Source organism: Peribacillus sp. Bi134 (assembly GCF_918698065.1).
Lineage (GTDB): Bacteria > Bacillota > Bacilli > Bacillales > DSM-1321 > Peribacillus.
Map to the genome: position 1 here is coordinate 174,950 of NZ_CAKKLN010000006.1, position 25,614 is coordinate 200,563.

The following is a 25,614-nucleotide window of genomic DNA, read 5'->3' on the forward strand; positions in this document are numbered from 1 at the left end:
GTTCAATTATTAGATTTAATTATGGAATCGCTTTCAAATCATGAATTTATTTTAAAAGGAGTGAATTGAGTGGCTAAAAGTGAAGTTTATACACAGGAAAAGCTAGATCAGTATTATGAAGGAATGAAGAAAAGAAATCTTGGCCCTCTATGGTACGACCTTGGCCATATGGTAACCAAAGAGCCGGTACATGATGTAGAGCCGTATTTATGGAAGTGGAAATCCATTCGTGAATATGTGCTGACTGCAGGGGAATTGCTGGAGCCGGGGAAAGACGCAGAACGCCGTGTAGTGTATCTTCAAAATCCGAGCCTGCTGAAGCGAGGTCTTGTTGGCTATGGGACACATACTTTATATGCTGGCATTCAGCTACTGTTACCTGGTGAGAGCGCCCCCTCCCATCATCACTCACAATCTGCGATCCGTTTTGTTATTGAAGGGGACGGGGCATACACGGCGGTTAATGGAGAGAAAACGTATATGGAACGTGGAGACATGATTTTGACGCCGGCCTGGACTTGGCATGAGCACAAGCATGAAGGAACAGAGCCGATGTTTTGGATGGATGGGCTAGATGTAGGTCTCGTCCGCACGATGGCTGCATCGTTTTTTGAGCCGTATGAGGAAGAGTCTTACCCGATGGAAGCACCAGAAAACTATGCTAATCAGCAATTTTCAATGGGAGCGTTTAAAAAGCTAAATGAAAAATCAAATCCTGATTATCCATCACCAATTTTCGGTTACAAATTCGATCGTGTTAAATATTTGCTTAATCAGATGACAGAAGCAGATTTTGACCCGTTTGACGGATACGCGATTGAATATATTAATCCAACCACAGGTGGCTCTGCTGATTCCCGCATTGGCACAATGATGCAAAAGCTTAAACCAGGTCAGCAAACGAAAGCGCACCGACATGTTCACAGCGCAATTTTTCATGTTCTTGAAGGTACAGGCTATACTGTCATTGATGGTCAGAAGTTTGAATGGGAAAAAGGGGATTTCTTTATTCTACCACCATGGAGCAATCATGAGCATGTGAACACGGGATCAGAAGATGTGTTCCTATTCTCCTTCAATGACAAACCCGTCATGGAAAAATTAGAGCTTGAATTCAGCGAGGGATACCAAGAAAATGATGGACACCAGGTAGTGGAAAAAGTCTTTATACCTGACGGAACCGTTTGAGAAGAGAAGGGGGAGGCATTGTGAAGATTGCTATTTTTAATGACGATTTACTTGGAGTGGTAATGGGAGACCGTGTAACAGATGTATCAAAAGTAGCAGGATGGGATAAAGCTGACCCGAATTCTTCTTTCCTCAAGCTCGTTGAAAATTTTAATGAACTAAAAGAGGAAATGAATCGGGAAGCGGAAACAGGAACTTCTTATTCATTGAATGAGGTGACATTGAAGTCCCCCGTACCAAGTACACGGAAAATTTGGGCTGCACCTGTGAACTATCGAAAACATCAAGAAGAAATGAATGAAATATTCAACAACGCACCTAGGACAATCGAAGAAATTGCCTTGTTTCTGAAATCACCTGAGTCCTTATCTGGCCCCTCCGATCCCATTTTACTTCCTTATAAGGATCGTCGTACGGACCATGAGGCTGAGCTTGGATATGTGGTCGGTAAAAAGGCGAAAAATATAAAGGAGGAAGAGGCAAAAGATTATATCTTTGGTTACTTTGCCTTATTGGATATTTCCATTCGGGGCAATGAAGAGCGGACCTGGCGAAAGTCGTTTGATTCATTTACTCCGATCGGACCATGGATTGTGACTTCCGATGAAATCGAAGATCCAAATGACTTGGCAATGACATTATGGGTGAACGATGAAGTGCGTCAGGATGGAAGTACAAAACATCTCATTTACGATTGTTACAAATGTTTTGAAGTGGCATGCGATAATATGGTGCTCCTTCCTGGAGATATTGTGGCAACGGGTACCCCTGAAGGAGTTGGTCCGATTGAAGAGGGGGATTGTGTCCGCATTAAAATTGACAAAATTGGTGAATTCACCGTAGATGTTAAACTGGCCGGTGAAGTTTAAGGAATTGTAAAACTGAAAATGTCTATTTTGCCTTATAAATCTAACCACAAATAATTATAAAATATTAAATAAGGAGAATCTCATCTATGGAAAAAATAAATAAATGCGATGTAATAGTTGTTGGCGCTGGCCCGGTTGGTTTAGTTGCAGGTCTTGCATTGAAGCAAAAAGGAATTTCTTCTGTAGTTATAGAAGCGGATCCGCACGGACGTCCTCGTCCGGGTAGCCGGGCGATCTATATGCATAGTGCAACTCTAAAACTTTTGGAAGAAATTTCGAAAGGACTGGGGTTCACACTGGGGCGCAATGGGATCATTTGGCCTGTTAAGCGAACACTTTATAAAGGAAAAGAAGTATATGTCCGTAATTATGGATTTACGGATAATACCGATCAAAAAAAATTACCCCATTTCACGGCATTGCACCAAGATGATATCGAAAATCACATTTATGATGCCTGTCTTGACGCTGGTGTTGAGTTCGTTTGGGATTCACCAGTGAAAAAATTGGATATAACCGGTGCTGGGGTGAGATTGACTACAAAATCCGGTGAAGTGTGGGAAGCACAATACATTATTGGCAGTGACGGATCACATTCAGTTGTAAGAGAACAGGCTGGTTTAAAATTTGAAGGACCGCGAACGGCAGATACATTCCTTGTAGTTGATGTAAAAGAGGATGAGGAAAATCCCCTGCCGCTTGAGCGTACATTTCATTATCAACATCCAGCAATGGGAGGAAGGAATGTGATGTTTGTTCCGTTTAAAGGTGGCTGGCGGGTGGACCTTCAGCTTTTAGAAGGTGACAATCCGAATGACTATACAAATATTGAGGGTGTCAAAAAGTGGCTTCCAAAAGTGATGGATGCTAAATATGCTGAGCGTATTACATGGGTATCAACATACCGTTTCCATCAGGTCGTTGCCAATTCTTTTACAGATGAAAAAAGGCGAGTTCTTCTCGCCGGTGAAGCAGCCCATTTATTTGCACCTTTTGGTGCCCGTGGATTGAACTCCGGAGTTCCGGATGCAATTATTTCTGTACGGGGGATTAAGAAAGCGCTTCAATCTAACTCTGAAACGGAGCGAAAAGAAGCAATTGATGCAGCTGCCACCGAAAGACGTATTGCCGCAAAGTGGAACCGTGACGGATCAACCACTGCATTACATCACCTTCAAGGAGATGCCCCTGAAATGAACCTAAAGCGTGAACTTGCAGCATCCCTCGTATCCATAGTTCCAAGACTGGGACGCTGGCTCGATGAAGGCCCATATGGACCGAAATTTGGTCCTCCAGAACTGACAACAAAATATTAACAGACATTGGTCGACAGGGAAATCCCAGTCAGCCTGATAAAACGGAAGGTATGAAAGGAGCGGACTAATATGGCTTTAGTCGGAATAATCAATGAAGAAAAGTACGGTACGGACGCACGGCCTGCCAATGAAATGATTGTGCGACTTACTTCCATAGACTGGTATTCACAAGTCGGGGTGAAGTGTAATGAAGCAGAGAGAAAAGTAGATCAGTTTATGAACGCAATTGGCGTCAGTGAATATAAAATAAAGTGGCTTTCGGCAACTCAGGTTTCAGAGGCAATCAGCTGTCTTTCGTTTGAAAGAAGTACACTTTGGGAAGTTCTAAAGGAATTACCAGATCAACTTAAGGAAAAGATCGATGCCGCTGGAAATGAAAAACTGCTTGCAGATATCGTGGACAAAGTGCCGGAGGCCGTTTTTCATGGAGCATATAAACATGCATTCAACGCATTTAGGGATGAAAAAGCAATAAAGTTCCTCGTTGGACATGCCATGTATATAAGTGTTCTTGCTTGTACAGCTGAACTTGCTGGTGAAGAAAACCCATTTTCCTTTATTGTAGAATTGCTTGAAGATGGACATCTGCCGCTCGGTCCTGAAGGAAATACATTTTATCTTCTATAATTTAAGAAGCAAACATGATAGGATGTTTGCTTGCTAATATCACCTACTCACACATACCGGATAACACATATAGTAGTGTTAAGATACTATTGCAAACAGAGACTTTTGAAGACTACCATCTTCCAATAAGAAAACAAGGTAGCCAGAAACGGAAAATCTGGTGCAGCCTTGTTTTCGTTTCAGTTTTATATACGAATAGTTATTTGCCTAAGAACAACTTGTTAGATTTCGGATTATAACTTATTTCTATTAATGTAATAAACGACTGCGATTACCAGAATCAACAGTACCAAAACAATCCTTATATCGTCCGATGCCCTCAATACTTGTGTCACCGAATACGCCTCGACAAGGAGGGCAGGCAGTTTTCCGATGGATGTGGCGAGGAAGAAAATCATCATTCGCGTCTTGCTTAATGCTGCTGTAAGGTTAATCACGCCGGATGGTATAAAAGGAAGGAGCCTAAGCATCAGGATCATCCAAAATGCATGAAACCCTTGTGACTTTTGCAGCTTCATGACCCACCGGTTCTTCATGAACTTGGGTTGGAATGTTTGAAAGCCCTTTCGATATAACCAAAAGCTGACCACTGCACCGGCAATTTCCCCCATGTAAGAAAGGATCAATCCCTTTTCAAATCCAAATACGGTGATATTGGCGGCCGTGATGAATACGCTTGGAACAAAACCAAGCACGCTAATCAATATATTGAATACTAAACTTACAGCAATGGAAAAAGGGCCGCTGGATAGTAATGCCTCAGAAATGAAATTCATATCAATCCACAGAACTCCATTTATACCCGATGCCCCAGACCGTTTTCAAGTGTTGATCTACAGGAAAACCGACATGACGCAATTTCTCTCTAATATTTCGAATATGGGAATCGATTGTCCGATCTTCCGTATCCGTTTTAAATCCCCAAATGGTCGAAAGCAGGTGGTCTCTGGAATACACTTGATCTGTTGATTTTAAAAACAAGCATAACAGTGAGAACTCTTTTGGTGTCAATGGGATTGTTTTTGTATCATAATGTGCTTCATAAGCGGATTCATTTAATTTTAGCCCTCTAAAAATCACAGTATCATCCTGATTATGCACTCGCCGCGTCACTGCTTCGATTCTGGCAAGTAAAACTTCTTCATTAAATGGTTTCGTAATATAATCGTCTGCGCCCTTTTTCAACCCTTTCACCATTTCTTGTGCAGCATCCCGGGCGGTGAGCATGATTATGGGAATGTTGGTAAACGCACGGATCCTTTCACATGTTTCCCACCCATCCAAATTAGGCATCATTACATCAAGAAGTACTATGTCCGCATGTTTATGCGATAAGAACTGTAAGGCTTCATGTCCAGATTTCATCTTCATGCATGTATATCCGTGAGGTTTAATGTATAGCTCTAATAGATCAAGCATTCTCTGTTCATCATCAACCAGAACTATTGTCTTCATTTGTAATCTCCTTAAATGTGATAGTGAAGCACGTTCCTTGCTCCAAGTTGCTTTTAACCGAAATGGTCCCTCCTTGTATCTCCACTAATTGCTTGACGATGGAGAGCCCCAATCCGAATCCACCGGTATCTCTGGCGCGTGATTTCTCGACACGATATAAACGGTCAAAGATATGGGGGATATCTTCAGGGGGAATGCCAACACCTTGATCGATTATGGAGACGGAAATCCTGCCAAGGCATTCAGTGGCTTTGATGGTGGTGACTGTATATTCGTTCGAGTACTTCAGCGCATTATCGAGCAGGTTAAGAATGACTTGCTCAAACCGTGAGGGATCTATATCTATAAATAAATCATCCTTACATTCCAGATTCAATTGAATTCTTTCATTTGTAAAAGCCGGCAGCACTTTTTCATGAATGTTTTGCAGGAATGAAGAGAGCTGGACGGTTTCTTTTGATATGGTGAATGTATTCACATCCATTCTAGCCATATTGAATAGTTCGTCCAATAATCTGTTTAATCGTTCGGATTCATCATGGATGATCTCTAAGTATCGTGTTCGTTCGGCAGCATTCAAGTCTTTCCGGCGGGCAATATCAGCGTATCCCTTGATATAAGTTAGCGGCGTGCGCAGTTCATGAGAGATACTTGCCAAAAATTCATTGCGTTCCTTCTTTAAATAGTTCAATTCATTAGCCAAGCTTTGAATGGATTGGGCAAGCTCCCCGAGTTCATCATGAGATCGTACTGGCACTGCCAATGAAAAATTCCCTTTGCTGAGTTTGGTTGTCGCTTCCTTCATTGAAATAAGCGGTCTAGTCAAAGCTTTTGATAGAAAATAAATGGTGATAAGCATGAAGAAAAGGAGCAATGCAGTCGCAAAAAGGAAATGCTTATTCAATTGTGCAATTAAATCCTCAACTTCCCTAGTATCTTTGAACATATAAACATAGCCTTTTTTTTCTTTATCACTGATAAATGGCGTAATGGTCGCTATATATCTTTCATCCTTCCAACTTGATTGGATGACCATACCTTTTCGGGGAACTTGCGGGATGTTTTTTGCCAAGATTTTTTTCATTCCCCCATTTACCTTTTCGGAAGATATCAGAATATCGCCCCTTGTGTTCGTAATCACGACATCTGTATCGGTATGGTACTCCATCAGGCCGATATGCTTAAGGGTAGAGTCGGAATACGTGATTTCCAACACATCACGATGACTATTGCCACGGGCCTTCAGTGATTCCAATTCTTGATTGATACGGGAATGGATCACTTTATTATGCAAGTAAATCATCGAAACGGTTTCCATCAAAAAAATGCAAACAAATATAGATAGTCCGAGCTTAAAGGAGATTTTCATGAGCATTCACCTTCTTATGGAATAAAGTCAGTTTAGCGAAAAAGTATGAAGAAAGTATGCAGTATTTTCAATTTCTTCGCATCTCTTAAACAACGATAATCCGAATGAAGACTTGTTGCAAGAAGGACAATAACTTTAATGGACCCAAACTGCATTTTTTCAGTCTTGTATATGGTAATGCGGGAATAAGTTTTTTTAATTCTATTGGAAGTTGTTATTTAAAAAATAGATGATGATTCTTGAATTTATGTAGACTGCTTTTATTTTATTTAAACCTATAATAAATTGAAACTGCCGGAAAAATGGGCAGTTTTTTTTATTTAGTCTATTCAAAATGTTTTGTATTAAGGAAACATTTTGTCGTAAATGAATACTATATAAAAAAGGAGCTGATCCATATGAATTGTACAAACCGTACGCAGAAAAAAATAATGGCTTATTCCGCATTATTCAAAAAAATGGGCATTCTCAATGATGAGGAATACAAAAATATCGCAAAAACCTTACAAACAAAGGATTGAGGAAGTGTCCATTGGAAATTCATAAACTATTATCCTGCATTAAACGGGCTGTAAAACCCCCGCCTTCCAATTTTCGAAGTAGGAGGGGGACTTCAGTCTGGAACTCAAGGAGGTGCCGTCATTTGTCCGGCCCTGAGTCTATCGAATTCCATCTTTTTGGCGGCTGCACTCAGCTGGATGAAATACTGCATCTTTATTTTGGAAAACTACATATATGATGGACATTCATATACAAATAGAGGGGGGGGAATTTGGACTGCCCAAAAATTTCTGCCTTTATTAGAAGTGAAAAGGAAGATTGTTGTGATCCGGTGGTGTTCTCTGCGATAATGGAATAAAGAAATCGAAAAGGAGTTACGTAGGATGGCAGAGGACTATAAGATTCCCAGCTTGAAAGTTGATGAGATCGATAAGAAAATCATATCGGTTTTACATGAAGATGCACGAATTTCGTATACCGAATTAGCAAAGAAAGTGGAGCTTTCCAGAGTTGCGGTACAGATGAGAATTAATCATCTTGTTGAAAACGGGGTGATCGAGAGGTTTACTGCGGTCATAAATCCAGCTAAGGTCGGCATCCATGTCTCGGCATTCTTTAACGTTGAGGTTGAGCCAAAATATCTGGAATCGGTCGCACAGCAATTAGAAAGTGAACCGGCTGTAACGAGTTTATATCATATGACTGGTCCGAGTAAACTCCATATGCACGGAATCTTTACTGATAACCAAGAGATGGAACGTTTTCTCAATGAGAAGCTTTATGCGGTCGTCGGTGTTGTCAGCGTTGATTGCCAAATTCTCATTAAACGCTATAAAAGCCGGATGGGCATGAAGCTTTAATAAAAATTCCCCCTATATTATATAGGCGGATTTTTTATTATTACTATGTGTGCGGGATGATAAAGCCGCCGTACGCAAAGGCAAGAATGATTACGAATGCGGGGTGGATCTTGAATTTACCTAAAGCCAAGAATGCCAATCCAGCGATGACGATTGAATGGATGTAGCCGATGGATCCGACCGCATCCGCTGCCATATTCCAGGTGAGCAATAACATCATGATCGCAATCACGGGCTGTACAAGCAGTGACATGCCTTTTACGATAGGCGATTGCTTGTATTTTCGCAGGATTTTTAATAAATATATCAAAGCCACGGCTGAAGGGATGATCGTGCCTGCCAAGGCAGCTAGAAATCCTGGCCAGCCATATACATCATATCCGACATATGCGGCTATTTTCGTGGCGATCGGTCCTGGGAGTGAATTTCCTAACGCCAGCATTTGTGAGAACTCGGTATTATCAAGCCAGCCATAACGGTTAACGATTTGATCATACATTAGCGGAATCGAGGCTGGACCTCCGCCGTAACCAAGCATATTGGCTATGAAAAACGCCAGAAAAACAGCAACTCCTATTGGGATAATAAGACCCATTAAGCGGATTCCTCCTTCCTATCCGTCTTTTTGTTTTTCAATCTATCCTTTAATTTAAAATGAAACGCTCCATATATAAGAAAAATCATGATGACGATACCCGGATGCAGGGAAATGACCTGCAGAAGCAAAAAGGAAATCGCAAAAAAGGTGATTCCGAGCACCTTTCCTAACCCTTTTACCGCCTTTTCGCCAAACTCATAAGCCATTTGACCAAGCATGACAGCAACCACCGGCATTACAGCAGCGATCATATTACTGATCATTGCGGAATTACTTAGAACATTAATGAACGCAATCAAGAAAACCATCGCAATGCATGACGGTAAAACGTGGGCGGCCACACTTACGGTGGCTCCCGGCCAGCCTTTTAATTTGTAACCAAGATATGCTGCCATCTTCGTGGCAATCGGTCCTGGGAGTGTATTGGCAATCGCCAAAGTTTCCCCGAATTCATCATCGTCGAGCCAGTGATAACGGGAAACTGCTTCGTGGCGGATGAGCGGGATGACTGATGGTCCGCCGCCGAAACCTAATATCCCCGTTCTCATCATCCCAATCGTCAATTCCATATATGGTTTTTTCAAGAACGATTCCTCCTTCGTTATAAAATTTAGCATTCATTTCCAAAAGATTATGAATTAATGATAACAAAAACTCTTTCGAAATGTACATAAAATAATAATTATTATTACGTAATGATTGTATATTTGGGATTTTTCAATATAATCGGCTGAAAAAAATATAATAATACATCTTTTTGTCTTAAGAATCTAGAAACCGTTGGGACGGTGTGGATGAGTTCTTGGATTCCGCCTTATTATTAACATAAAGGGGTATTAATAAGGAGAAATTACAAATAAAAAACAACTTATTCTGCAATCCCCTTTTTAAAACCAAAAAAGAACCCTATAGACAGCCTTTTTTAAAGAGACCGCTCTATAGGGTACATTTTAATATATAACTCTAATAAACTTATTAATGTGGGTTATTCTTCCCGAATGACTAATAATACCCCGATAAAAATTAATATTGTGCCGATCCAAAAAGACAAGCCGATTTGTTCCCCTAGTATTAACCAACCTAAAAAAGTACCGACTATAGGCTGTAAAAAGAAAAATAATCCACCACTTGAAGCGGTAAGCATTTGCAGTCCGCGATTCCACAGTAAAAAGGCACATGCTGTGGAAATAACGCCCAAGTATAATAGGCCGCCCCATATGGATGGATGCATGATTGCTTGAAAATCAAGCTCATCCAATCGACTGATCGTAATAGGCGTTAAAAAGACAATTGCCACTAGCACTGCATAGGTCGTTATAACAATTTGTGAATATTGCCCAGGGACACGTTTAATTAGAACAGACATAAGTGCCCAAGTTAAGGCAGCAATAAGCAGTGATAGGCCCCCAAGTTGGTGAGATGAGCCGATATGGGCATTCCCGACAATGATACCGACTCCGATCGTCGCTAAAATTACAGAAATTGATTTCTTGATAGTGATTTTTTCTTTTAAAATGATACGTGCAAATATCACCATGAATGCAGGTGTTGTGGAAGTAATGATGGCTCCCATTTGTGCAGTGGATAGCAGTGTACCGACTTCCTGGGTCACGATGGAAATTGTGTTTCCAACAAGTCCTATAATGAAAACCAAAAGCCAATCCCGTTTTTCAATCCGCCAAGATTGTTTTGTTATAAAACCAATTGTCAGCAATGCTAAAATCGCAATTACATATCGTAATAATACTAATTCAAGTGGCGGAACAACGTCTACCACAACTTTTACCACAACATACATCCCGCCCCAAATGCTAGCAGCGAGTGATAAATATAAAGAACCTAATATAGTGTTTTTCATCTTGTACCCTCCGTTTTAACTAAACATTTCCAGTCCTTAACGGAGATGCAATTTTTCTGCCGTTAAGGAAGAATAACTGCAGGTACATCATTTTCGAATAGAGGTGACCACATCAAAAGCTTTCAGCTCACTTTCAAAAAATATTATTTTCAATGATTTTAGTATTCCGAGTTGCTACTTTATTCGTTTCAAGCATCAGTAAGTTATAAAATATACTCATTTAAATATACAAGATTTTAGATTGATAAAACAACAAATAATAGTATTAAGCTAGCGTACCATTAAGATTATCCGTCAATCAAGATAGTATACTAAAACTTGAAACACATGAAAAAACCCCACCTGATCTATTAACAACTGGTGGGGTTTCTATTTGGCTTAATGAATTCTAGTTGGGATAAAAAGAGGGATTTATAGGGAAAGGATGCAAATGGTACAGTAATAAAGCTGGAAAGAAAAGGTGGATTAGGATTAAAGAGCTCCCTTAAAGAGTTTAATCCTAATCCACCGTTACGTTATATTTGGTGCATGACCTTTCCGGAAGCATCACAATCCGTTATATTTTCTTTCAATTTTCCTGAACTCATCTGATAGTTCAAATAGGGTGTGTAATACGGCTGTTTGAATATATAGATTCATATAATTATCATTGCTCTTCTTTTGAAAGGATAAATCATGTTTTTCATTTATTTTCCTAGTAATACATGCATTAATTTCGCTCCACATTTCTTTCGTTCCGTCTTTAATTTTAGTCTCCATAATCTCCCACTCCTTTTTTATTAGTTTATCCAATCTATTACATTCTTATACTTATTATTTGGCCAATCTGGTAACTTTTTTTATCTTAAAATTAATGTCTACAGTTTTATGGGTATCCTTCTTTTTCTTTGCTTCATAAAGAAAGAGTTAGCATAAAGAATAAAGAAAATGATAAAGAGGAAGATGACCACTGAGGCAATCGACACCCCCGTTTGAAAACTCTCCATATTATTGAGTAAATCCAATATATCCTGGTTATACGTCAGTGATGAGAAGGTGAAATGGACCATTACACCAGTAATCATGGCAAACAGATAAATCGTATAAACTCGGAAATTGCGCTGAACGTTCCGGAACGTCATATTCAGTAAGTTCACATTTGATTCCCTCCCATGGCACTCTGGATGTGAAGGATTCGAGCAAAGAAGTCACTTTGACTTTGGTCACCTTTATAAAGCTCGTTTACGATTCCTCCATCACGCAAGAAGATAACTCGTTTACAGAAGATTGCTGCATAGGAGTCGTGTGTAATCATGAGAATGGTCGTTCGAAACGTTTCATTTAAGCTCGATAACTGTTCCAATAATTGTGTTGCCGCTCTCGAATCAAGTGCGCCTGTAGGTTCATCTGCAAAGACAATCGCAGGGTTTGTAATAATTGCGCGCGCGGATGAGGCCCGTTGTTTTTGACCGCCTGAAACTTCTGTAGGGTATTTATCCTGGATTTCTTCAATATTCAATGCCTGAATGACTGGTCCCAGCCGTCTTTCCATCTCATCCGTAGAAAATTTCCTCAATGAAAGGGGCAGGAGAATGTTCTCTTTAATCGTTAAAGTATCAAGCAAGTTGTAATCTTGAAAGATGAACCCCATGCGTTCTTGGCGAAATGTACGCAATGCTTTTTTGTTTAAATCCAACAGGGCCTGTTCTTCAAGCCAGACCTCCCCGCCAGAAAATTTATCAATTGTCGAGAGCACATTCATCAGTGTGGTTTTTCCCGAACCGGATGGCCCCATAATAGCCGTAAATTCACCCGAAGTAATGGTAAGGTCAATATTTTTTAAAACCTGTGCTTTTCCATAGGATTTTGATAAGTTTTTAGTTTGTAATACTTTTTTCAACGTAAATCTCCTCTACATACTATAAAATTCATCCCTTTTCCCACCATAGATGTAAGAGGAAGTAAGATAACAATTTTGTCACATTACAATTTGAATATGTAAAATAAAAGTGTGAACAGTGAATGTAATAAATGGATTTCCCTATAACAATTATGCATTTTCAGCAACTTGGTAGCATAAAGAGGGATTAGTGAATCTCAGCAAAAGGGGATTAAATTGTAAGATAAAGAATAAAAACAAATTTTCTACAAAGAATACTTCTATTAATTACAAGTTAGGAGTGTATATATGGAACAAACACTTTATGAAAAAGTCGGCGGGGAAGAAGCGATAGCAAAAGTTGTGGACTATTTTTACTCCGAATTGGTTCTTAAGGATGAGACAGTTAATCATTTTTTTGAAAAAACGGATATGGAAAAGCAACGCCGTCATCAAACAAAGTTCATTAGTTTTGCATTAGGTGGTCCAAAACAATATTCTGGACAATCCATGGCAAAAGCACACCAAGGATTGAATCTGCAACCAGAACATTTTAATGCCATTGTAAAACATCTTAACGATGCACTAGCTCACTTTGGAGTGAATGAAGCTGACATAAATACAGCTCTATCTAAAGTTGCTACACTAAGAGATGATATCTTGCATAAATGATTGTTATTGAGCTATCAGGTGCTTTGCAAAGGTGAGCTGACTAGCAGCTCTCCTTTGCAACCAAATTAATAGTAATAATATATTAATGGATTAGAAAAAATAGTGTTAAGGAAGGAGGGATTGCGAATGTCTATGAAAAAGCGGGTAACAGGATTGGCCGTTGTGCTTGCAATGTTTGTAGTTATGACAAGTCTAGGCTCACTCGGCGTATTTGCCGAATCCGGTGTTGTAGCTCAGCCTACGGTGAAATCGATTGAGGTAGAGTTGAACGACGATTACTTTAATCCGGAAGTCATCACTATTCCGAATGGAACAGCCACAACGTTGATATTGAAAAACAAAGGTACAAAAGAACACACCTTCACAGTGGAGAAGCTCGGAATTGACGCCGAGGTCCAGCCAGGTAAAGAAAAAACCATTACCGTGCAACCGAAACAGCCCGGTACATATGAACTGACATGCCGGTACCATTTCCAGGAGGGAATGGTTGGGAAAGTAATAGTCAAATAAAAGGCAGGGCCAATAAGGCCTTGTTTTTTTTATTTATTAAGCTATTTTTTCATTACACAGGAAATTGATGTTTGGATGATTAATAATTGTTCCACCTCTAATAAATGGTAATATAATGTATCGTAACGTATAAACCAAATGGAAGGAGGTGGAAAGGTGTATTTTTTTAAACCTATTTCTGATGAGGTTCGTTTATCTCAAATAGTATTCAATAAACATAAAAAAACGATGAAGCTCATTTTAGGGTCTATTTTTGCCTGTATTGCTGCTATTCTACAGGCTGCTGCTGGCTTTTTACCAGGTATAGGATATTTTATAAGTCCGCTAGCCACTGCACCTATTCTGTTATGTTCCATGTTTTCCATTCCATATGGAGTGATGACCTACCTTCTGACAATTATGTTGTTATGCATCCTACAGCCCACTGAACTGATTGTATTTCCTTTTACAACAGGATTGTTAGGACTTGGCATAGGGGCATCTTTTTACTTCTTTAGGAAGAGATTAAGTATTATCGCTGCTGGCGCAATTCTTTTAATGTTAGGGATTATGAGTCTAATATTTATTTTTCACTTTCCAGTTTTAGGTCCAGCAGTCTCTTTTTCCTTTTCATTTCTTATTACTGGCTTCTTATTTGCTTTTCTTTATAGCTGGTTATGGGTTGAAATTGCTTTAATCATTTTTAAAAGATTAAAAATGATTATAATTTAGTGATTCCCCATCACTCACTTGATTTAAATTTGGATTCATAAGAGAATTATCAAGAATTAATTCATGGAACAATTTCAAAAACAGTACCCTGGTTGAAATCAGTCACTTTCATAGAGCCATAAACGCCTAAATATAACTTGCTTTGATCCAGGTTCGTTCCCAAATTAACATAATAAGCTGATTGAGACCCAAAATCATAATCGGTTTGTATCACACTAAAATCATTTTGTTCACCATTTGGTCTAATGGTGGTATAAGCTAGAGCCCCTCTAACCTGAGGTTGAGATTCTTTCCGGAAAAGATCCGTAAACACAACGCTTCCTGCTAAACCAGGGACGCTTTTCCCCATATATGCTTGCACTCCTGTAAGTGCAGTTCCTTCAAACTTATCGGGTCTGTTATCTTTATGAAAATAACTAGTTAAAGGCTGAAGACGACTCCCTGAAAGTGATACTGCTTCATTGTAATAAGCAATTGTTTTTTCATCCGAATTCTGATTTTCAGTGCAGCCTTTTATAATCGAAGCAGGAAAAGCACCTTCCCAACCTCGCCAGCCAAAGTTAATAAATCCTTCTTTGTCAGGTTCAGAATTCATGAAAGAAGCTTGAATAAGCTGAGTAACCGGCATTGGTTTATAATGAACGAATGAAAAAATCGACTCGACCAAATTCTGGCCGACATTTCCCGCATATTTAATATACTGATTATAAAACCTTTGAAATGAAATGCCTGGTATATTGCGAACACCTTTGGCCATTACCATGAGCGCTTCCTGAATGGTTGTGGGAAGTTCATTGAAACGTGTGACAATGGGTGGATCATTGACGTACATATTCTTACCTACATCAATTTCAATTATTTTACCAGCGATTTCCAGATCATCCTGACTTAAGTTAAATGGATCATGGCCTGATCCACCATCTCCGGTTGTTAAAACAAGTTTTCCTGTTTCAGGTGAAAAGTTTAAACTATTGACCCCATTATGATTTGAAAATGGTCTTCTTAAGTTAAGTAATGTCCGTCGTTTTTGGGGTTGGCCATTCGATTGTAAAATCCATTCTTCAATTGTATCAATATGATCATATTGTGTTTCTCTATTTATCCACCGTAGGTTTAAAGTCTTGGGATCACATGGATCAGGCTTAAAAGATTCAGGAAGAGCACCTGGTCCTTGTGTTCCAGCCACTGAATAATGAAGATAAAACAGACCGTTATAATAAAAATCGGGATGAAAAGCTAGCCCTAGCAATCCCCGTTCATCATATCCGCCACCAGAAGCACCTAGTTTCAGGATTCGCGGGCGAATATCCAAAAAAGTCCTTATATCTCCGTTTCCTATGTAAAAGATCTCTCCTACCTGGGTTGCAATAAATAATCTTTCAATTGAGTCACCTGGAAGTATGGTTGTTTTCAAAACAGTAGGTAAATTTATTTTACTTACGATGGGCCGTAAACCAACCTTGACTTTTATCAACTGACTTTGCACCCCTTCTTATTGTTTTCTTTTTATAAGAATATGATTAGAGCTGTCCATTAGTACCAAATTAGGCCGGGGAATCTGATAAGGCATTACACCATTTTCTGCACGAGCGTAATTAAATGGGTAGAAAAATGGGAGCCTTTTTAAATAAAACTGTATTTATTGCTAGGCAAAATCTTAACAAGATTTCTAAATGTTAAGCCGTATGAGTATTTAAAAAAGATATGCATGTACTGGGTTAATTTAATAATTATTATATGAAATATAACAAAAAATCACGGTCCCTTTATACGGATATAAAATTCAAGAGTTATTCTTAATTTACATCTAGAGGGAGGGATCGGAAATTGTCAAAATTTCAGGCCATATCTTCTTTGTTCATCTTGGTATTCATCATCATTTTCGTAACTTATAAAATCTCAGCATACTCATCCAATCATTCCACAACGAACCATTCCACATCCAACCACTACATTCAAGTACATTTGTTAGGAGTTAATGATTTTCACGGCCAACTAAATAAATATCAAATGGTTTCAGGAACCATGGCAGGTGGGGCTGAATACTTGTCTGCCCATTTAAAAAAATATAAACAAGAAAACCCAAATACACTACTTGTTCATTCAGGTGATATGGTAGGAGGAAGTCCTCCAATCTCTTCTCAATTTAAAGACGAACCGACGATTGAATTTTTAAACCTTCTGCACTTTGATGTCGGGACACCTGGAAATCATGAATTGGATCAAGGCGTAAATGAAATGAAACGCCTTATTTATGGAGGATTCAATAAAAAAACAGGCTATTTTCAAGGTGCCAATACTTCTTACAGTTCTGCAAATATAATCGATAGAAAGTCGGGTACTCCCTTGTTACCACAGTATGTTATTAAACAAATTGACGGAATTAATATTGGATTTATCGGGGTGGTCACAAAAGAGACCAACCTGTATGTGGCACCTGAAAATCGAAAAGAAGTAGAAATTACGGATGAAGTTACAGCAATTAACCGATCCGTTAAGATTTTAAAGGAAAAAGGGATTAAAGTGATTGTTGTATTGGCACATGATTCAGCTAAATCAGATAAGGCAGGAGCAAATACCAGTGGAGCTTTAGTGGAGATGGCTCCAAGAATCGATGATGAGGTCGATGTCATTTTTGCGGGTCACAGCCATGAATATGCCAATACCGTTGTAGCCGGTAAACTGATCGTTCAAGCTTATTCTAATGGGAAAGCCTTTTCTCAAGTAAATCTTGAAATTGACCCACATTCTAAAATTATCGTTAAGAAACAAGCAAAGATTATTGTCACTTCACATCATCATATAAAACCGGATAAAGAAACGGTTGCCCTTCTAAATAAATACAGAAAAAGATTGGGGAGCCACTTTAATCAGGTAATAGGACAAATGCCTGAAGAAATCAAACGAAATCAAGATGCAAACGGTGAATCCCCATTAGCGAAAATGATTGCAGAATCTGAGCGGGAAGCCATGGGAGTAGATATAGCTTTTGTCCATCAAGGCGAAATGCGGAAAAGTTTTAAAAAAGGGGAGGTCACTGTAGAAGACCTTTATACAGTCTTGCCTATGGGGCATAGTGTCAGTAAGTTAATCTTAACAGGAGACCAAATAAAACTTGCTTTAGAACAGCAGTGGGCGAAAGGTTATGAAAATAGGCTGCAAACGGTTGGTTTAACGTATAATTGGGACCCCGAAGCTCCAATTGGCAACCGCATTGTTGCGTTGAAAGATATGAAGGGTCAAGAGATTCAGGCAAGCAGCGAATATGAAGTGGCAGTTAGTAATTATTTAGCTTCAGGCGGTGATAACTTCACTGCATTTGAACAAGGCAGACTCGTAGAATCCGGTCCGCAAGTTGTCACTGCACTAATACGCTATATCCAACAGAAGTACCCTCCCCATTCATTGAAAGAATGAAGGGGAAAATACAAGGACTTGCATAAGTAAGTGAGCCCAAAAAATTATATTTTCGACTATTGTTAATTTACTCTTTCAAAGGAGTTGCTTCGGCAGCTTTTTTTCTTATGGAATAAAAAGGTGCTGTCCGGTTTGTAAAATTCAGAAAAATAAAAAATATATTATTGACTTATGTCTGAGGTATTATGTATTATGTATACATAACACATATGAGGTTTTAGCCAATCATGTAGATTTAAATTGTTCATATTGTAAAGACTTATCAAAAAGGACGGATTAATATGGCAGGAATTCATTTAAAACCAATCGAAAAGGAAAGAACAACACAAGATAAAGTTTATAATCAAATAAAAAAAGCAATTTTATTTGGTGGTATTACCAGTGATGAAATATTTACTGAAGTTCAATTAGCGGAAAGGTTAGATACTTCAAGAACTCCGGTAAGGGCAGCTATTCAAGATTTGGTGAAGGAAGGATTACTTGTTACCATACCAAGGAAGGGTTTAACTGTAAGAAAGATTACACCAGAGGAACAGGATGAAATCTTTTTACTAAGAAGTGCAATTGAAGTTGAATCGGTGAAAAAACTAACAAAAGAAATGACATCACCTGAAAAGCTGAGGTTACTTAAATTAATTCTGAAGCAACAAGAAGAAGCGTTGCAAAACGATGATGCTATTAGTTTTATCAGGCTAGACCATGAGTTTCATCTCTCGCTGACAAGGCTAGCAAACTTCACTATAATAGAGCAAGTTTTGAACAATCTTCATAACCTTACTCAGCTTATGGGTTTAAAAGCAGTCAGTAAACTTGGGAGAATGAAAAATGTTTTAATGGAACATACTCAGATTATCCAGGCTTTAGAGGAGAAAAATCCCGAACTGGCTTCACAGGCGATTTTAAACCATTTAGAAAAAACAAAAGAAACATTGATTATGGTTGATAATTCCTGATTTCTATCAAATGCTTGAAGGGGGGTGCTCCTAGTAAAAGGCAGTTTATTAATCTTTGGGAAAAAAAGGGTTTAGAATCAACTTCAGACTATGAAGTTGAAGCAAGGTTAAACCGATTCTTTTTTTAACGTGTAGAGCAAAGCCTTGGGGAAATTCTTCCGAATGCTTTTTCCTGGGTTTTTGCTTAGATAGTAAGCCTTATTGTTGAAATAGTAAGAGAACAATCTATAATTCATTGGAAATGAAAGCGTTTACCAATCGATCCCGATGTTAATGTTCATAGGTAAAGAGTAAAGGTATAAAGGAATAATGATTCGATATGGAATGTCATTTACCTACCTTAATTATAGATTGGAATTGGCAAAACCTTTAATGTATACACAATACATAATACATAACACGAAATACAGTTAAGGTTCGCCTGTTAAATCGTTTCTTGTTTTTAAAACATGTACTTATTCAAACATATAGGAGGAATCAGGTATGGTTAGAACAGGTAAAGAATATTTACAGTCATTGAAAGATGATAGGGCAATCTACATAAATGGGGAACGAGTACAGGATGTGACGACCCACCCAGCTTTTACAGGAATTACACATACCATTGCAGGTTTATACGATTTAGCATGGGATGAATCTCAGAATATGACATACAAAACTGAGGACGGTACACTAGCAAATAAAATTTATATGATTCCAAGGAGTCGGGAAGAACTTAAAGATAGAAGATTGGCGATTTCTAAATGGTCTGAAGCAACATGTGGATTTGTCGGAAGAAGCCCTGATCACGTCGCCAGCTTTTTGGCTGCTTTTGCCAGTTCACCCGATGTGTTTGATCGTGGAGGAGAAGGCTATGGGAATAATGTTTTGAATTTCTATAAACATGTGCGAGATCAGGATTTATATGTAACATACGTTATTATTCCGCCACAAATCGATCGAAGTAAAGCAGCTCATGAGCAGGAAGATAAATTTCTTCCAGTTGGAGTGTACGAAGAAAGAGAGGACGGAATTATTGTTCGAGGTTCTCAAATGCTCGGTACTGCATCAGCAGTATCAGATTACTTATTTGTAAGTTGCCTAACACCACTCAGACCTGGTGATGAAGATTATGCTTTGTCTTTTGTACTGCCGATTCATGCAAAAGGATTAAAATTTTATGCGAGACCTGGTTATGCTGAAAAATCTCCAAGCACATTTGATTACCCATTGTCCTCTCGTTTTGATGAAAGTGATTCATTAGTTGTTTTTGACGATGTATTCATTCCTTGGCAAGATATTTTTGTTTACAAAAATATTGACATCGTGAGAGCTCAGTTCCATGAAACACCAGCTCACGTTTTAGGCAATAATCAGGCGCAAATAAGATTTAGCAATAAATTGAAATTTTTGATTGGTGCTGCTCGAAAAGTTTCTGCTATGAATGGAATTGATAAAATCCCTTCAGTCCAAGAGAAGTTAGGGGAACTTGCTTCTATTGCGGCTTCTGTAGAAGGTAATCTCTTAGCTTCTGAATATAATTGTATCATCGACAAAAACGGTGTGGCACGACCGAATCCACGTTTTCTCTATGGTGTAGTAGGTCAACAGGAAACTATATATGCTTCCACTATTAAAATTTTACGGGAGTTATGCGGTGGAGGTGTTTTACAATTACCATCTTCATATAAAGAACTCATCAATCCTGAAACGAAAGATGATATGTATCAATATATACGTTCTACGGGAGTTGGGGCTGAGGAGAAAATTAAACTATTTAAGTTAGTATGGGATATCATTGGTTCAGAATTCGGTGGCAGGCATCAACAGTATGAAATGTTCTATAATGGTGCACCTTTTGTCACGAAAGGCTTTTCATTTAGAAATTACGGCTATGATGAGCCGGTTCAAATGGTGGATAAATTTTTAGGAAGCTATTCACTTCCCACTCAGGTGGAAGAACTAATATAAAAAAATATAAATAAAAGGATGTTGCAGAAATGAAAATTGCATCAATACAATTAGAGATTAAAGATAGCGAATCTAAATCTGCTCGCATAGATCGTGTGGAGTCAATGATTGATGGATTAAAAGGACAAGATTTAATAGTTTTACCAGAAACGTGGGCAACAGGGTACTTTTCTTTTGATCGTTATATTGACGAATCAGAAGAATTGAATGGGGATTTTGTCCAACGATTCTCCTCAAAGGCTAAGGAAGTTAAGTCATATATATTTGCAGGTAGTTTTATAGAAAATAATAATGGAAAATACTACAACACAAGTGTTCTATTTTCTCCGGATGGGAAACTTATAGGAACCTATCGAAAAATGCATTTATTTCGTTATGGTTCAAGAGAAGGCCAAATATTGACGAGAGGAAATGAAACAACTGTAGTCGATACAGAATTCGGGAAAGTTGGCTTATCAACTTGCTATGATTTGCGATTTCCTGAATTGTATCGTGCTGAAGTGGATTTAGGAGCAGAGTTACTTCTTGTTACATCTGCTTGGCCGCATAGAAGGCTGGAGCATTGGAAATTATTCAATTCAGTTCGAGCATTGGAAAACCAGTGTTTCTTGATTTCGAGTAATTGTGTTGGTAATACTAATGACGTCCTTTTAGCTGGTCATAGTCAAGTGGTTGACCCATGGGGGATTGTTGTGGCTGCTGGAGGAGACGAAGAAACTATTATTAAAACAGAGATTGATCCATCTCAGGTTACTAAGATTCGAGATGTATTCCCTAATTTGAAGCACCGAGTTTTGGATAGAAAGGAGGAATTCAGTTGATAAATATTAATGTTTGTGGAAGAAATATTGTCGCAGACCCTAAACGATTACTTATTGCCGGCTATACGGGAAAAGACCAGGAATCTGTAAAAAAACATATTGATGAATTGAAGGAGATCGGCGTACCGGCTCCTCCACAAGTTCCGATGATTTACGATCTTTCAACAAATCTCATTACGACAAATAACTCAATTTCAGTTATTCAAGAAAGCAGCAGCGGAGAAGCAGAAGTGGTCATCATGAAAATTCAAGGGAAATGGTATTTAGGACTTGGCAGTGATCACACGGACCGCGGGCTTGAAAAAGTGTCTATTCAGAAATCCAAACAAGTATGCAGCAAACCTATTTCAACACAATTTTGGGCTTTGGATGAAGTAAAAGATCGATGGGATGACATTGAAATGAGAAGCTGGATGATTGTTGATGGGGTGAAAAAAGAGTACCAAACAGGCAAGCTGGGAGAATTCTTGCATCCTGAAGACTTGCTCAAAATAATCGAGGAACGTGGATATGATAGTGAGGATATGATTGTGTTTTGCGGAACATTACCGATTAAAAATGGTGAATTTATTTATGGGGAAGCATTTTCAGCAGAATTATATGATCGTTTAACGGATAACAAAATTCAATTGTATTATCAAGTTCATATTTTAGTGGATTCGGAGGTAGTTTGAAATGGAAAAATCAAAAATGAAAATTGATAGAAAACCAGAATTAGAATTTGTTGAGTATAAAACCTTTGAGGCTGTTCCTTCAAAAACTGTAAAAGGTGCATCTCAACGAATTATTGCACAGATTCCAGATACTAATGTAGCAACTCGAATTCTTGAACTGGAGGCAGGTACTGATACATCCCCTGATGGAGTCCAAGTCCATGATTTTTGGGAAGAATTATATATTATAGAAGGATCCTTAATTGATTTACGTCTAAATGAGGAATTTACAGCAGGAATGGTTGCATGCCGTCCTCCAGGGATGGAGCATGGTCCATGGAAATCAACTAATGGTTGCAGGATTTTCGAAGTTCGCTATTATGCAGATCAGAAAAAAGAAGAACATGAATTTGTCGATCATAACACTTTTGAAGCGCAGCCTTTTAGTAAGGTTAAGAGCCTTTCTGAAAGAATCATTGCTTCTGACCCTACTACAGGAGTCGCTACAAGAATTCTTCATAACGGTCCAGGGACAGATACTTCTCCTAATGGGGTGCAAGTCCATGATTTTTGGGAAGAATTATATATTATTGAAGGATCTTTAATTGATCTACGTCTAAATGAGGAATTTACAGCAGGGATGGTTGCTTGCCGTCCTCCTGGGATGGAGCATGGCCCATGGAAATCACCGGATGGCTGTAAGATTTTCGAGGTCCGTTACTACTCTAAGGTACAATAAACAGATATGTTTTGAAACGAATAAGCTCCTGCATATACGAATATGGTAATCCATCAAATGGCTTCTCGTGACATTAAACAACGAGGAGCCTTTTATCTCTGATACATTCTTACGCAGGACCCCAATGCGAGTGCTCAAATTGATTATTGGGGTATTTAAGTATCTGAATATTCCGTGTAATAGATTATGTATACAGAGTTCATTACGAAGAAACTCTAATCGTTAAGCAATGAGTGCACATTCATGAAAAGTTCAATTGTTCACTTAAAATGTACGTCATTAATGGTTGATGGGTCCACCGTACACCAGTGTTACACAAAATAATATCGGCTAAACATTTTAAAAATCATTATCTTGATGACGGAGAAGGTGAAGCAGGTTGGATGTTTTCCATTTAGCACATCCACTAGAGGGATCCCTATATCCAAGGGAGCCTCACGTAATGGCATTAGGTTTTTTTGACGGTGTTCATTTAGGTCATCAATCTCTGTTGAAGCAAACCAAGAGAATAGCCGAAAAGAAAAATCTTAAATTCACGGCGATGACCTTCGATCCACATCCAAATGAAGTAATCAAATTGGAGAAAGATTGGAGATATTTAACTCCCCTAGCTTTAAAGATTGAAAGAATGGCTGCTATTGGAGTGGACAAGCTTTTTGTTATAAAGTTTAATTTAGCATTTGCTTCCCTTCAGCCATCTGAGTTTATTAAACAATATGTTTTAGGTCTTCAAGCTAAACATATAGTGGTAGGATTTGATTTCACCTTTGGAAATAAAGCTCAGGGTACTGTTGATTATTTACAAAAAGTGAGTAAAAACAACCTCTTTGATGTAACCGTCATTTCAAAACAGGTACATAATGGCGAAAAAATAAGTTCAACTTTAATTAGAAAAATGGTAAGGGATGGAGATGTCCACCTCGTACCCTACTATTTGGGACATCATTTTGAAATTAATGGGGTCGTTTATAGTGCAAATAGACATAAACATGAGAAAGAGACAAATATGGAAATCTATATTGGGAATAAGTATATCCTGCCAGCACCAGGCTTATATCGTGTAGAAATCAAAAACGAGAACAAATCTTGTCATGGGAAATTTATAAGATATGGGTGCAGCAAGAGAAATGATGAAATAAGCGGTCAAATTATAGAAATGCTGAAGGGAGGTGTTGTGGAAGAATTGACTGTTAAATTCATAAAACAGATACCTTTCGAATCAATGTTTAAGTATAGTTCAAATTTTAAGGAGGTTATAAAATGATGGATGATAGAAATTTTAGAAATGCGATGGGGAAATTTGCAACAGGAGTAACAGTCATTACAACACTTTTAGAAGATGAAGCACACGGTATGACGGCGAATGCTTTTATGTCAGTTTCACTTAATCCAAGAATGGTCTTAATATCCATAGGCGAAAAAGCTAAAATGCTAGATAAAATTAATGAATCTGGAAAATTTGCTGTAAATATATTGTCAGATGCTCAAAAAGAGTTATCCATGCATTTTGCGGGGCAGATTAAAGAAAACCGTCAGATTGAATTTGGCTGGATAAATGAACTGCCAGTAATTAAAAATGCTTTAGCAAATATCGTATGTAAGGTCCATAGTAAACAAATGGCTGGGGATCATACACTCTTTATTGGAGAAGTAACTGAACTCGTCGTTAGCGAAGGAGCACCACTAGCCTTTTATGAAGGGAAATACGCCGAAATACTCAGCTAATCTGTTTATATCAGGATTTTTGTAAAAGTTTGATCATTAAATTTGAAAACGATGATCCTGTTCCGTATTAGTTAAAAAGACCGTAAAGCATTCTTGAAAAAGCGCTTTTGTTTTGTTAAGGAGGGGAATTCATGCAAAGCAAAAATAAGACAGCCGTCAGATCAATGGATATCCTTAATCTTTTTTTAACGCACTCAAAGTTAAGTTTTAATGAAATCGTACATTTTTCAGGGATACCGAAAACATCTGTTTATCGAATGGTAATGTCACTTGAAGAGATGGGTCTTCTCGCTAAAGATAGAGATGGAAAATATTCACTTGGCCTGTTATTTCTTCAGTTTGGCCATTTAGTAGCTGAACGCTTCGATATTCGGCAGGTAGCTTTGCCGATAATGCAAAAACTTCATGATAAGGTAGGGGAAGCCGTTAATCTCATCGTACAAGACGGCAAAGAGGCAATCTGCATCGAAAAACAGGATACAAAACAGCGTGTAAGGCTTAATACGGCAATTGGCCGGAGAACACCGCTGTATGCCGGAGCGTGTTCTCGTGTCATTCTCGCTTTTCTGCCCCAGTATGAGCGGGAACAATATTTAGAGCAAATAGAACTGAAGTCGATTGCATCTGGAACAATTACTGATAAAGAGAGACTTCGTATTCTTCTAGAAGAGTCTCGAAAAATGCAATTTACGATCAGTCACTCGGAACTTGAAAATTATATATCTGCGGTAGCTGCTCCTATTTTTAATTACAAAGGTTATATCATTGCGGGCATTAGTGTTGCTGGTCTTGAAGTGAATTACCAAAACGAGTTGTTGCCTCCATTGGTTGAAAAGGTTAAGAGTGCAGCACTCGATATTTCACGGGAATTTGGGTATAACGATAAACATCTTTGTTTAGGCTAATATATCCACGGTTGATAGACAAATTGCGATTATCGGCTTTTTCACCAGAACGATTAGTG

General features: G+C 38.5%; 27 protein-coding genes. 17 read left to right on the forward strand and 10 right to left on the reverse strand.

Annotated features, from left to right (window positions below; genetic code table 11):
• Positions 1 to 69: 69 nt before the first annotated feature.
• From LQ188_RS14655 to LQ188_RS14670, 4 genes are all read left to right on the forward strand, one after another.
• Positions 70 to 1,188: a cupin domain-containing protein gene (locus LQ188_RS14655; protein ID WP_230177222.1), complete on the forward strand. Its 1,119-nt coding sequence runs from the start codon at positions 70 to 72 to the stop codon at positions 1,186 to 1,188.
• 20 nt (positions 1,189 to 1,208) lie between these two features.
• Positions 1,209 to 2,057, forward strand: a complete 849-nt coding sequence (locus LQ188_RS14660; protein WP_230177224.1) for a fumarylacetoacetate hydrolase family protein — start codon at positions 1,209 to 1,211, stop codon at positions 2,055 to 2,057.
• A gap of 86 nt (positions 2,058 to 2,143) precedes the next feature.
• A complete protein-coding gene (locus tag LQ188_RS14665) occupies positions 2,144 to 3,373 on the forward strand; it encodes an NAD(P)/FAD-dependent oxidoreductase (RefSeq protein ID WP_230177226.1) in 1,230 nt (409 codons plus the stop codon).
• 69 nt (positions 3,374 to 3,442) lie between these two features.
• Positions 3,443 to 4,000, forward strand: coding sequence for a hypothetical protein (locus tag LQ188_RS14670; protein WP_230177227.1), 558 nt, complete (start codon positions 3,443 to 3,445; stop codon positions 3,998 to 4,000).
• Between the two features lie 233 nt (positions 4,001 to 4,233).
• Here the strand turns inward: LQ188_RS14670 and LQ188_RS14675 are convergent, their stop codons facing one another.
• From LQ188_RS14675 to LQ188_RS14685, 3 genes are read right to left on the reverse strand one after another with little or no spacing between them, the layout of a single operon-like run.
• A complete protein-coding gene (locus tag LQ188_RS14675; protein WP_230177228.1) occupies positions 4,234 to 4,776 on the reverse strand; it encodes a VTT domain-containing protein in 543 nt (180 codons plus the stop codon).
• A gap of 1 nt (position 4,777) precedes the next feature.
• Positions 4,778 to 5,455 carry a response regulator transcription factor gene (locus LQ188_RS14680; RefSeq protein ID WP_101224307.1) on the reverse strand — a complete coding sequence of 226 codons (678 nt, stop codon included), beginning with the start codon at positions 5,453 to 5,455 and terminating at the stop codon, positions 4,778 to 4,780.
• The gene (locus LQ188_RS14685; protein ID WP_230177229.1) at positions 5,433 to 6,824 is read right to left on the reverse strand and encodes a HAMP domain-containing sensor histidine kinase; all 1,392 of its coding nucleotides are present in this window, start codon (positions 6,822 to 6,824) and stop codon (positions 5,433 to 5,435) included. The genes LQ188_RS14680 and LQ188_RS14685 overlap by 23 nt, the downstream gene beginning before the upstream one ends.
• Positions 6,825 to 7,708: 884 nt before the next feature.
• On the opposite strand from LQ188_RS14685, the gene LQ188_RS14690 reads away from it, so the two are divergent.
• Entirely contained in the window at positions 7,709 to 8,185 is a 477-nt protein-coding gene (locus LQ188_RS14690) for an Lrp/AsnC family transcriptional regulator (RefSeq protein WP_230177230.1), read from the forward strand.
• Between the two features lie 43 nt (positions 8,186 to 8,228).
• Here LQ188_RS14690 and LQ188_RS14695 read toward each other — a convergent pair whose 3' ends face one another.
• From LQ188_RS14695 to LQ188_RS14720, 6 genes are all read right to left on the reverse strand, one after another.
• Positions 8,229 to 8,780: a chromate transporter gene (locus LQ188_RS14695; protein ID WP_230177231.1), complete on the reverse strand. Its 552-nt coding sequence runs from the start codon at positions 8,778 to 8,780 to the stop codon at positions 8,229 to 8,231.
• A complete protein-coding gene (locus tag LQ188_RS14700) occupies positions 8,780 to 9,352 on the reverse strand; it encodes a chromate transporter (RefSeq protein ID WP_230177432.1) in 573 nt (190 codons plus the stop codon). The genes LQ188_RS14695 and LQ188_RS14700 overlap by 1 nt, the downstream gene beginning before the upstream one ends.
• 416 nt (positions 9,353 to 9,768) lie before the next feature.
• A complete protein-coding gene (locus tag LQ188_RS14705; protein WP_101224303.1) occupies positions 9,769 to 10,641 on the reverse strand; it encodes a DMT family transporter in 873 nt (290 codons plus the stop codon).
• Between the two features lie 546 nt (positions 10,642 to 11,187).
• Entirely contained in the window at positions 11,188 to 11,400 is a 213-nt protein-coding gene (locus LQ188_RS14710; RefSeq protein WP_230177232.1) for a hypothetical protein, read from the reverse strand.
• Between the two features lie 98 nt (positions 11,401 to 11,498).
• Positions 11,499 to 11,777, reverse strand: coding sequence for a hypothetical protein (locus LQ188_RS14715; RefSeq protein WP_230177234.1), 279 nt, complete (start codon positions 11,775 to 11,777; stop codon positions 11,499 to 11,501).
• The gene (locus LQ188_RS14720) at positions 11,774 to 12,520 is read right to left on the reverse strand and encodes an ABC transporter ATP-binding protein (RefSeq protein WP_230177235.1); all 747 of its coding nucleotides are present in this window, start codon (positions 12,518 to 12,520) and stop codon (positions 11,774 to 11,776) included. The genes LQ188_RS14715 and LQ188_RS14720 overlap by 4 nt, the downstream gene beginning before the upstream one ends.
• Positions 12,521 to 12,808: 288 nt before the next feature.
• Here LQ188_RS14720 and LQ188_RS14725 point away from each other — a divergent pair, with 288 nt between their 5' ends.
• The 3 genes from LQ188_RS14725 to LQ188_RS14735 all read left to right on the forward strand — a co-directional run bounded on the left by LQ188_RS14725 (position 12,809) and on the right by LQ188_RS14735 (position 14,392).
• Positions 12,809 to 13,171, forward strand: a complete 363-nt coding sequence (locus LQ188_RS14725; protein WP_101224300.1) for a group 1 truncated hemoglobin — start codon at positions 12,809 to 12,811, stop codon at positions 13,169 to 13,171.
• Between the two features lie 126 nt (positions 13,172 to 13,297).
• Positions 13,298 to 13,681: a cupredoxin domain-containing protein gene (locus LQ188_RS14730; protein WP_101224299.1), complete on the forward strand. Its 384-nt coding sequence runs from the start codon at positions 13,298 to 13,300 to the stop codon at positions 13,679 to 13,681.
• Between the two features lie 156 nt (positions 13,682 to 13,837).
• A complete protein-coding gene (locus LQ188_RS14735; RefSeq protein ID WP_101224298.1) occupies positions 13,838 to 14,392 on the forward strand; it encodes a hypothetical protein in 555 nt (184 codons plus the stop codon).
• Positions 14,393 to 14,453: 61 nt separating this feature from the next.
• On the opposite strand, the gene LQ188_RS14740 is transcribed toward LQ188_RS14735, so the two are convergent.
• Complete coding sequence (locus LQ188_RS14740) at positions 14,454 to 15,866, reverse strand: PQQ-dependent sugar dehydrogenase (RefSeq protein ID WP_101224297.1); 1,413 nt, start codon at positions 15,864 to 15,866, stop codon at positions 14,454 to 14,456.
• A 353-nt stretch (positions 15,867 to 16,219) separates the two neighbouring features.
• On the opposite strand from LQ188_RS14740, the gene LQ188_RS14745 reads away from it, so the two are divergent.
• From LQ188_RS14745 to LQ188_RS14785, 9 genes are all read left to right on the forward strand, one after another.
• Positions 16,220 to 17,809 carry a bifunctional metallophosphatase/5'-nucleotidase gene (locus LQ188_RS14745; RefSeq protein WP_230177236.1) on the forward strand — a complete coding sequence of 530 codons (1,590 nt, stop codon included), beginning with the start codon at positions 16,220 to 16,222 and terminating at the stop codon, positions 17,807 to 17,809.
• Between the two features lie 281 nt (positions 17,810 to 18,090).
• On the forward strand, positions 18,091 to 18,762 hold the full coding sequence (locus LQ188_RS14750; protein WP_230177238.1) for a GntR family transcriptional regulator: 672 nt from the start codon (positions 18,091 to 18,093) through the stop codon (positions 18,760 to 18,762).
• Positions 18,763 to 19,245: 483 nt separating this feature from the next.
• A complete protein-coding gene (locus LQ188_RS14755; protein ID WP_230177240.1) occupies positions 19,246 to 20,712 on the forward strand; it encodes a 4-hydroxyphenylacetate 3-hydroxylase N-terminal domain-containing protein in 1,467 nt (488 codons plus the stop codon).
• A gap of 29 nt (positions 20,713 to 20,741) precedes the next feature.
• A complete protein-coding gene (locus tag LQ188_RS14760) occupies positions 20,742 to 21,533 on the forward strand; it encodes a carbon-nitrogen family hydrolase (protein WP_230177242.1) in 792 nt (263 codons plus the stop codon).
• Positions 21,530 to 22,207, forward strand: coding sequence for a DUF2848 family protein (locus tag LQ188_RS14765; RefSeq protein WP_230177244.1), 678 nt, complete (start codon positions 21,530 to 21,532; stop codon positions 22,205 to 22,207). Before LQ188_RS14760 ends, LQ188_RS14765 begins: the two co-directional genes overlap by 4 nt.
• 1 nt (position 22,208) lies before the next feature.
• Positions 22,209 to 22,925: a hypothetical protein gene (locus LQ188_RS14770; protein ID WP_101224292.1), complete on the forward strand. Its 717-nt coding sequence runs from the start codon at positions 22,209 to 22,211 to the stop codon at positions 22,923 to 22,925.
• A gap of 442 nt (positions 22,926 to 23,367) precedes the next feature.
• Positions 23,368 to 24,189: an FAD synthetase family protein gene (locus LQ188_RS14775; protein ID WP_101224291.1), complete on the forward strand. Its 822-nt coding sequence runs from the start codon at positions 23,368 to 23,370 to the stop codon at positions 24,187 to 24,189.
• Entirely contained in the window at positions 24,189 to 24,650 is a 462-nt protein-coding gene (locus LQ188_RS14780; RefSeq protein WP_230177434.1) for a flavin reductase family protein, read from the forward strand. The genes LQ188_RS14775 and LQ188_RS14780 overlap by 1 nt, the downstream gene beginning before the upstream one ends.
• A 131-nt stretch (positions 24,651 to 24,781) precedes the next feature.
• Positions 24,782 to 25,555, forward strand: coding sequence for an IclR family transcriptional regulator (locus LQ188_RS14785; RefSeq protein WP_101224290.1), 774 nt, complete (start codon positions 24,782 to 24,784; stop codon positions 25,553 to 25,555).
• The last annotated feature ends 59 nt before the right edge of the window (positions 25,556 to 25,614 follow it).

Excerpts from the sequence above, each read along its gene's own strand:
- LQ188_RS14710 (WP_230177232.1), bottom strand. The coding sequence starts at position 11,400 with ATGGAGACTAAAATTAAAGACGGAACGAAAGAAATGTGGAGCGAAATT.
- LQ188_RS14700 (WP_230177432.1), bottom strand. The coding sequence starts at position 9,352 with ATGGAATTGACGATTGGGATGATGAGAACGGGGATATTAGGTTTCGGC.
- LQ188_RS14685 (WP_230177229.1), bottom strand. The coding sequence starts at position 6,824 with ATGAAAATCTCCTTTAAGCTCGGACTATCTATATTTGTTTGCATTTTT.
- LQ188_RS14755 (WP_230177240.1), top strand. The coding sequence starts at position 19,246 with ATGGTTAGAACAGGTAAAGAATATTTACAGTCATTGAAAGATGATAGG.
- LQ188_RS14730 (WP_101224299.1), top strand. The coding sequence starts at position 13,298 with ATGTCTATGAAAAAGCGGGTAACAGGATTGGCCGTTGTGCTTGCAATG.
- LQ188_RS14750 (WP_230177238.1), top strand. The coding sequence starts at position 18,091 with ATGGCAGGAATTCATTTAAAACCAATCGAAAAGGAAAGAACAACACAA.
- LQ188_RS14675 (WP_230177228.1), bottom strand. The coding sequence starts at position 4,776 with ATGAATTTCATTTCTGAGGCATTACTATCCAGCGGCCCTTTTTCCATT.
- LQ188_RS14760 (WP_230177242.1), top strand. The coding sequence starts at position 20,742 with ATGAAAATTGCATCAATACAATTAGAGATTAAAGATAGCGAATCTAAA.
- LQ188_RS14780 (WP_230177434.1), top strand. The coding sequence starts at position 24,189 with ATGGATGATAGAAATTTTAGAAATGCGATGGGGAAATTTGCAACAGGA.
- LQ188_RS14665 (WP_230177226.1), top strand. The coding sequence starts at position 2,144 with ATGGAAAAAATAAATAAATGCGATGTAATAGTTGTTGGCGCTGGCCCG.
- LQ188_RS14695 (WP_230177231.1), bottom strand. The coding sequence starts at position 8,780 with ATGGGTCTTATTATCCCAATAGGAGTTGCTGTTTTTCTGGCGTTTTTC.
- LQ188_RS14770 (WP_101224292.1), top strand. The coding sequence starts at position 22,209 with ATGGAAAAATCAAAAATGAAAATTGATAGAAAACCAGAATTAGAATTT.
- LQ188_RS14690 (WP_230177230.1), top strand. The coding sequence starts at position 7,709 with ATGGCAGAGGACTATAAGATTCCCAGCTTGAAAGTTGATGAGATCGAT.
- LQ188_RS14775 (WP_101224291.1), top strand. The coding sequence starts at position 23,368 with ATGGCATTAGGTTTTTTTGACGGTGTTCATTTAGGTCATCAATCTCTG.
- LQ188_RS14725 (WP_101224300.1), top strand. The coding sequence starts at position 12,809 with ATGGAACAAACACTTTATGAAAAAGTCGGCGGGGAAGAAGCGATAGCA.
- LQ188_RS14670 (WP_230177227.1), top strand. The coding sequence starts at position 3,443 with ATGGCTTTAGTCGGAATAATCAATGAAGAAAAGTACGGTACGGACGCA.
- LQ188_RS14785 (WP_101224290.1), top strand. The coding sequence starts at position 24,782 with ATGCAAAGCAAAAATAAGACAGCCGTCAGATCAATGGATATCCTTAAT.
- LQ188_RS14680 (WP_101224307.1), bottom strand. The coding sequence starts at position 5,455 with ATGAAGACAATAGTTCTGGTTGATGATGAACAGAGAATGCTTGATCTA.
- LQ188_RS14705 (WP_101224303.1), bottom strand. The coding sequence starts at position 10,641 with ATGAAAAACACTATATTAGGTTCTTTATATTTATCACTCGCTGCTAGC.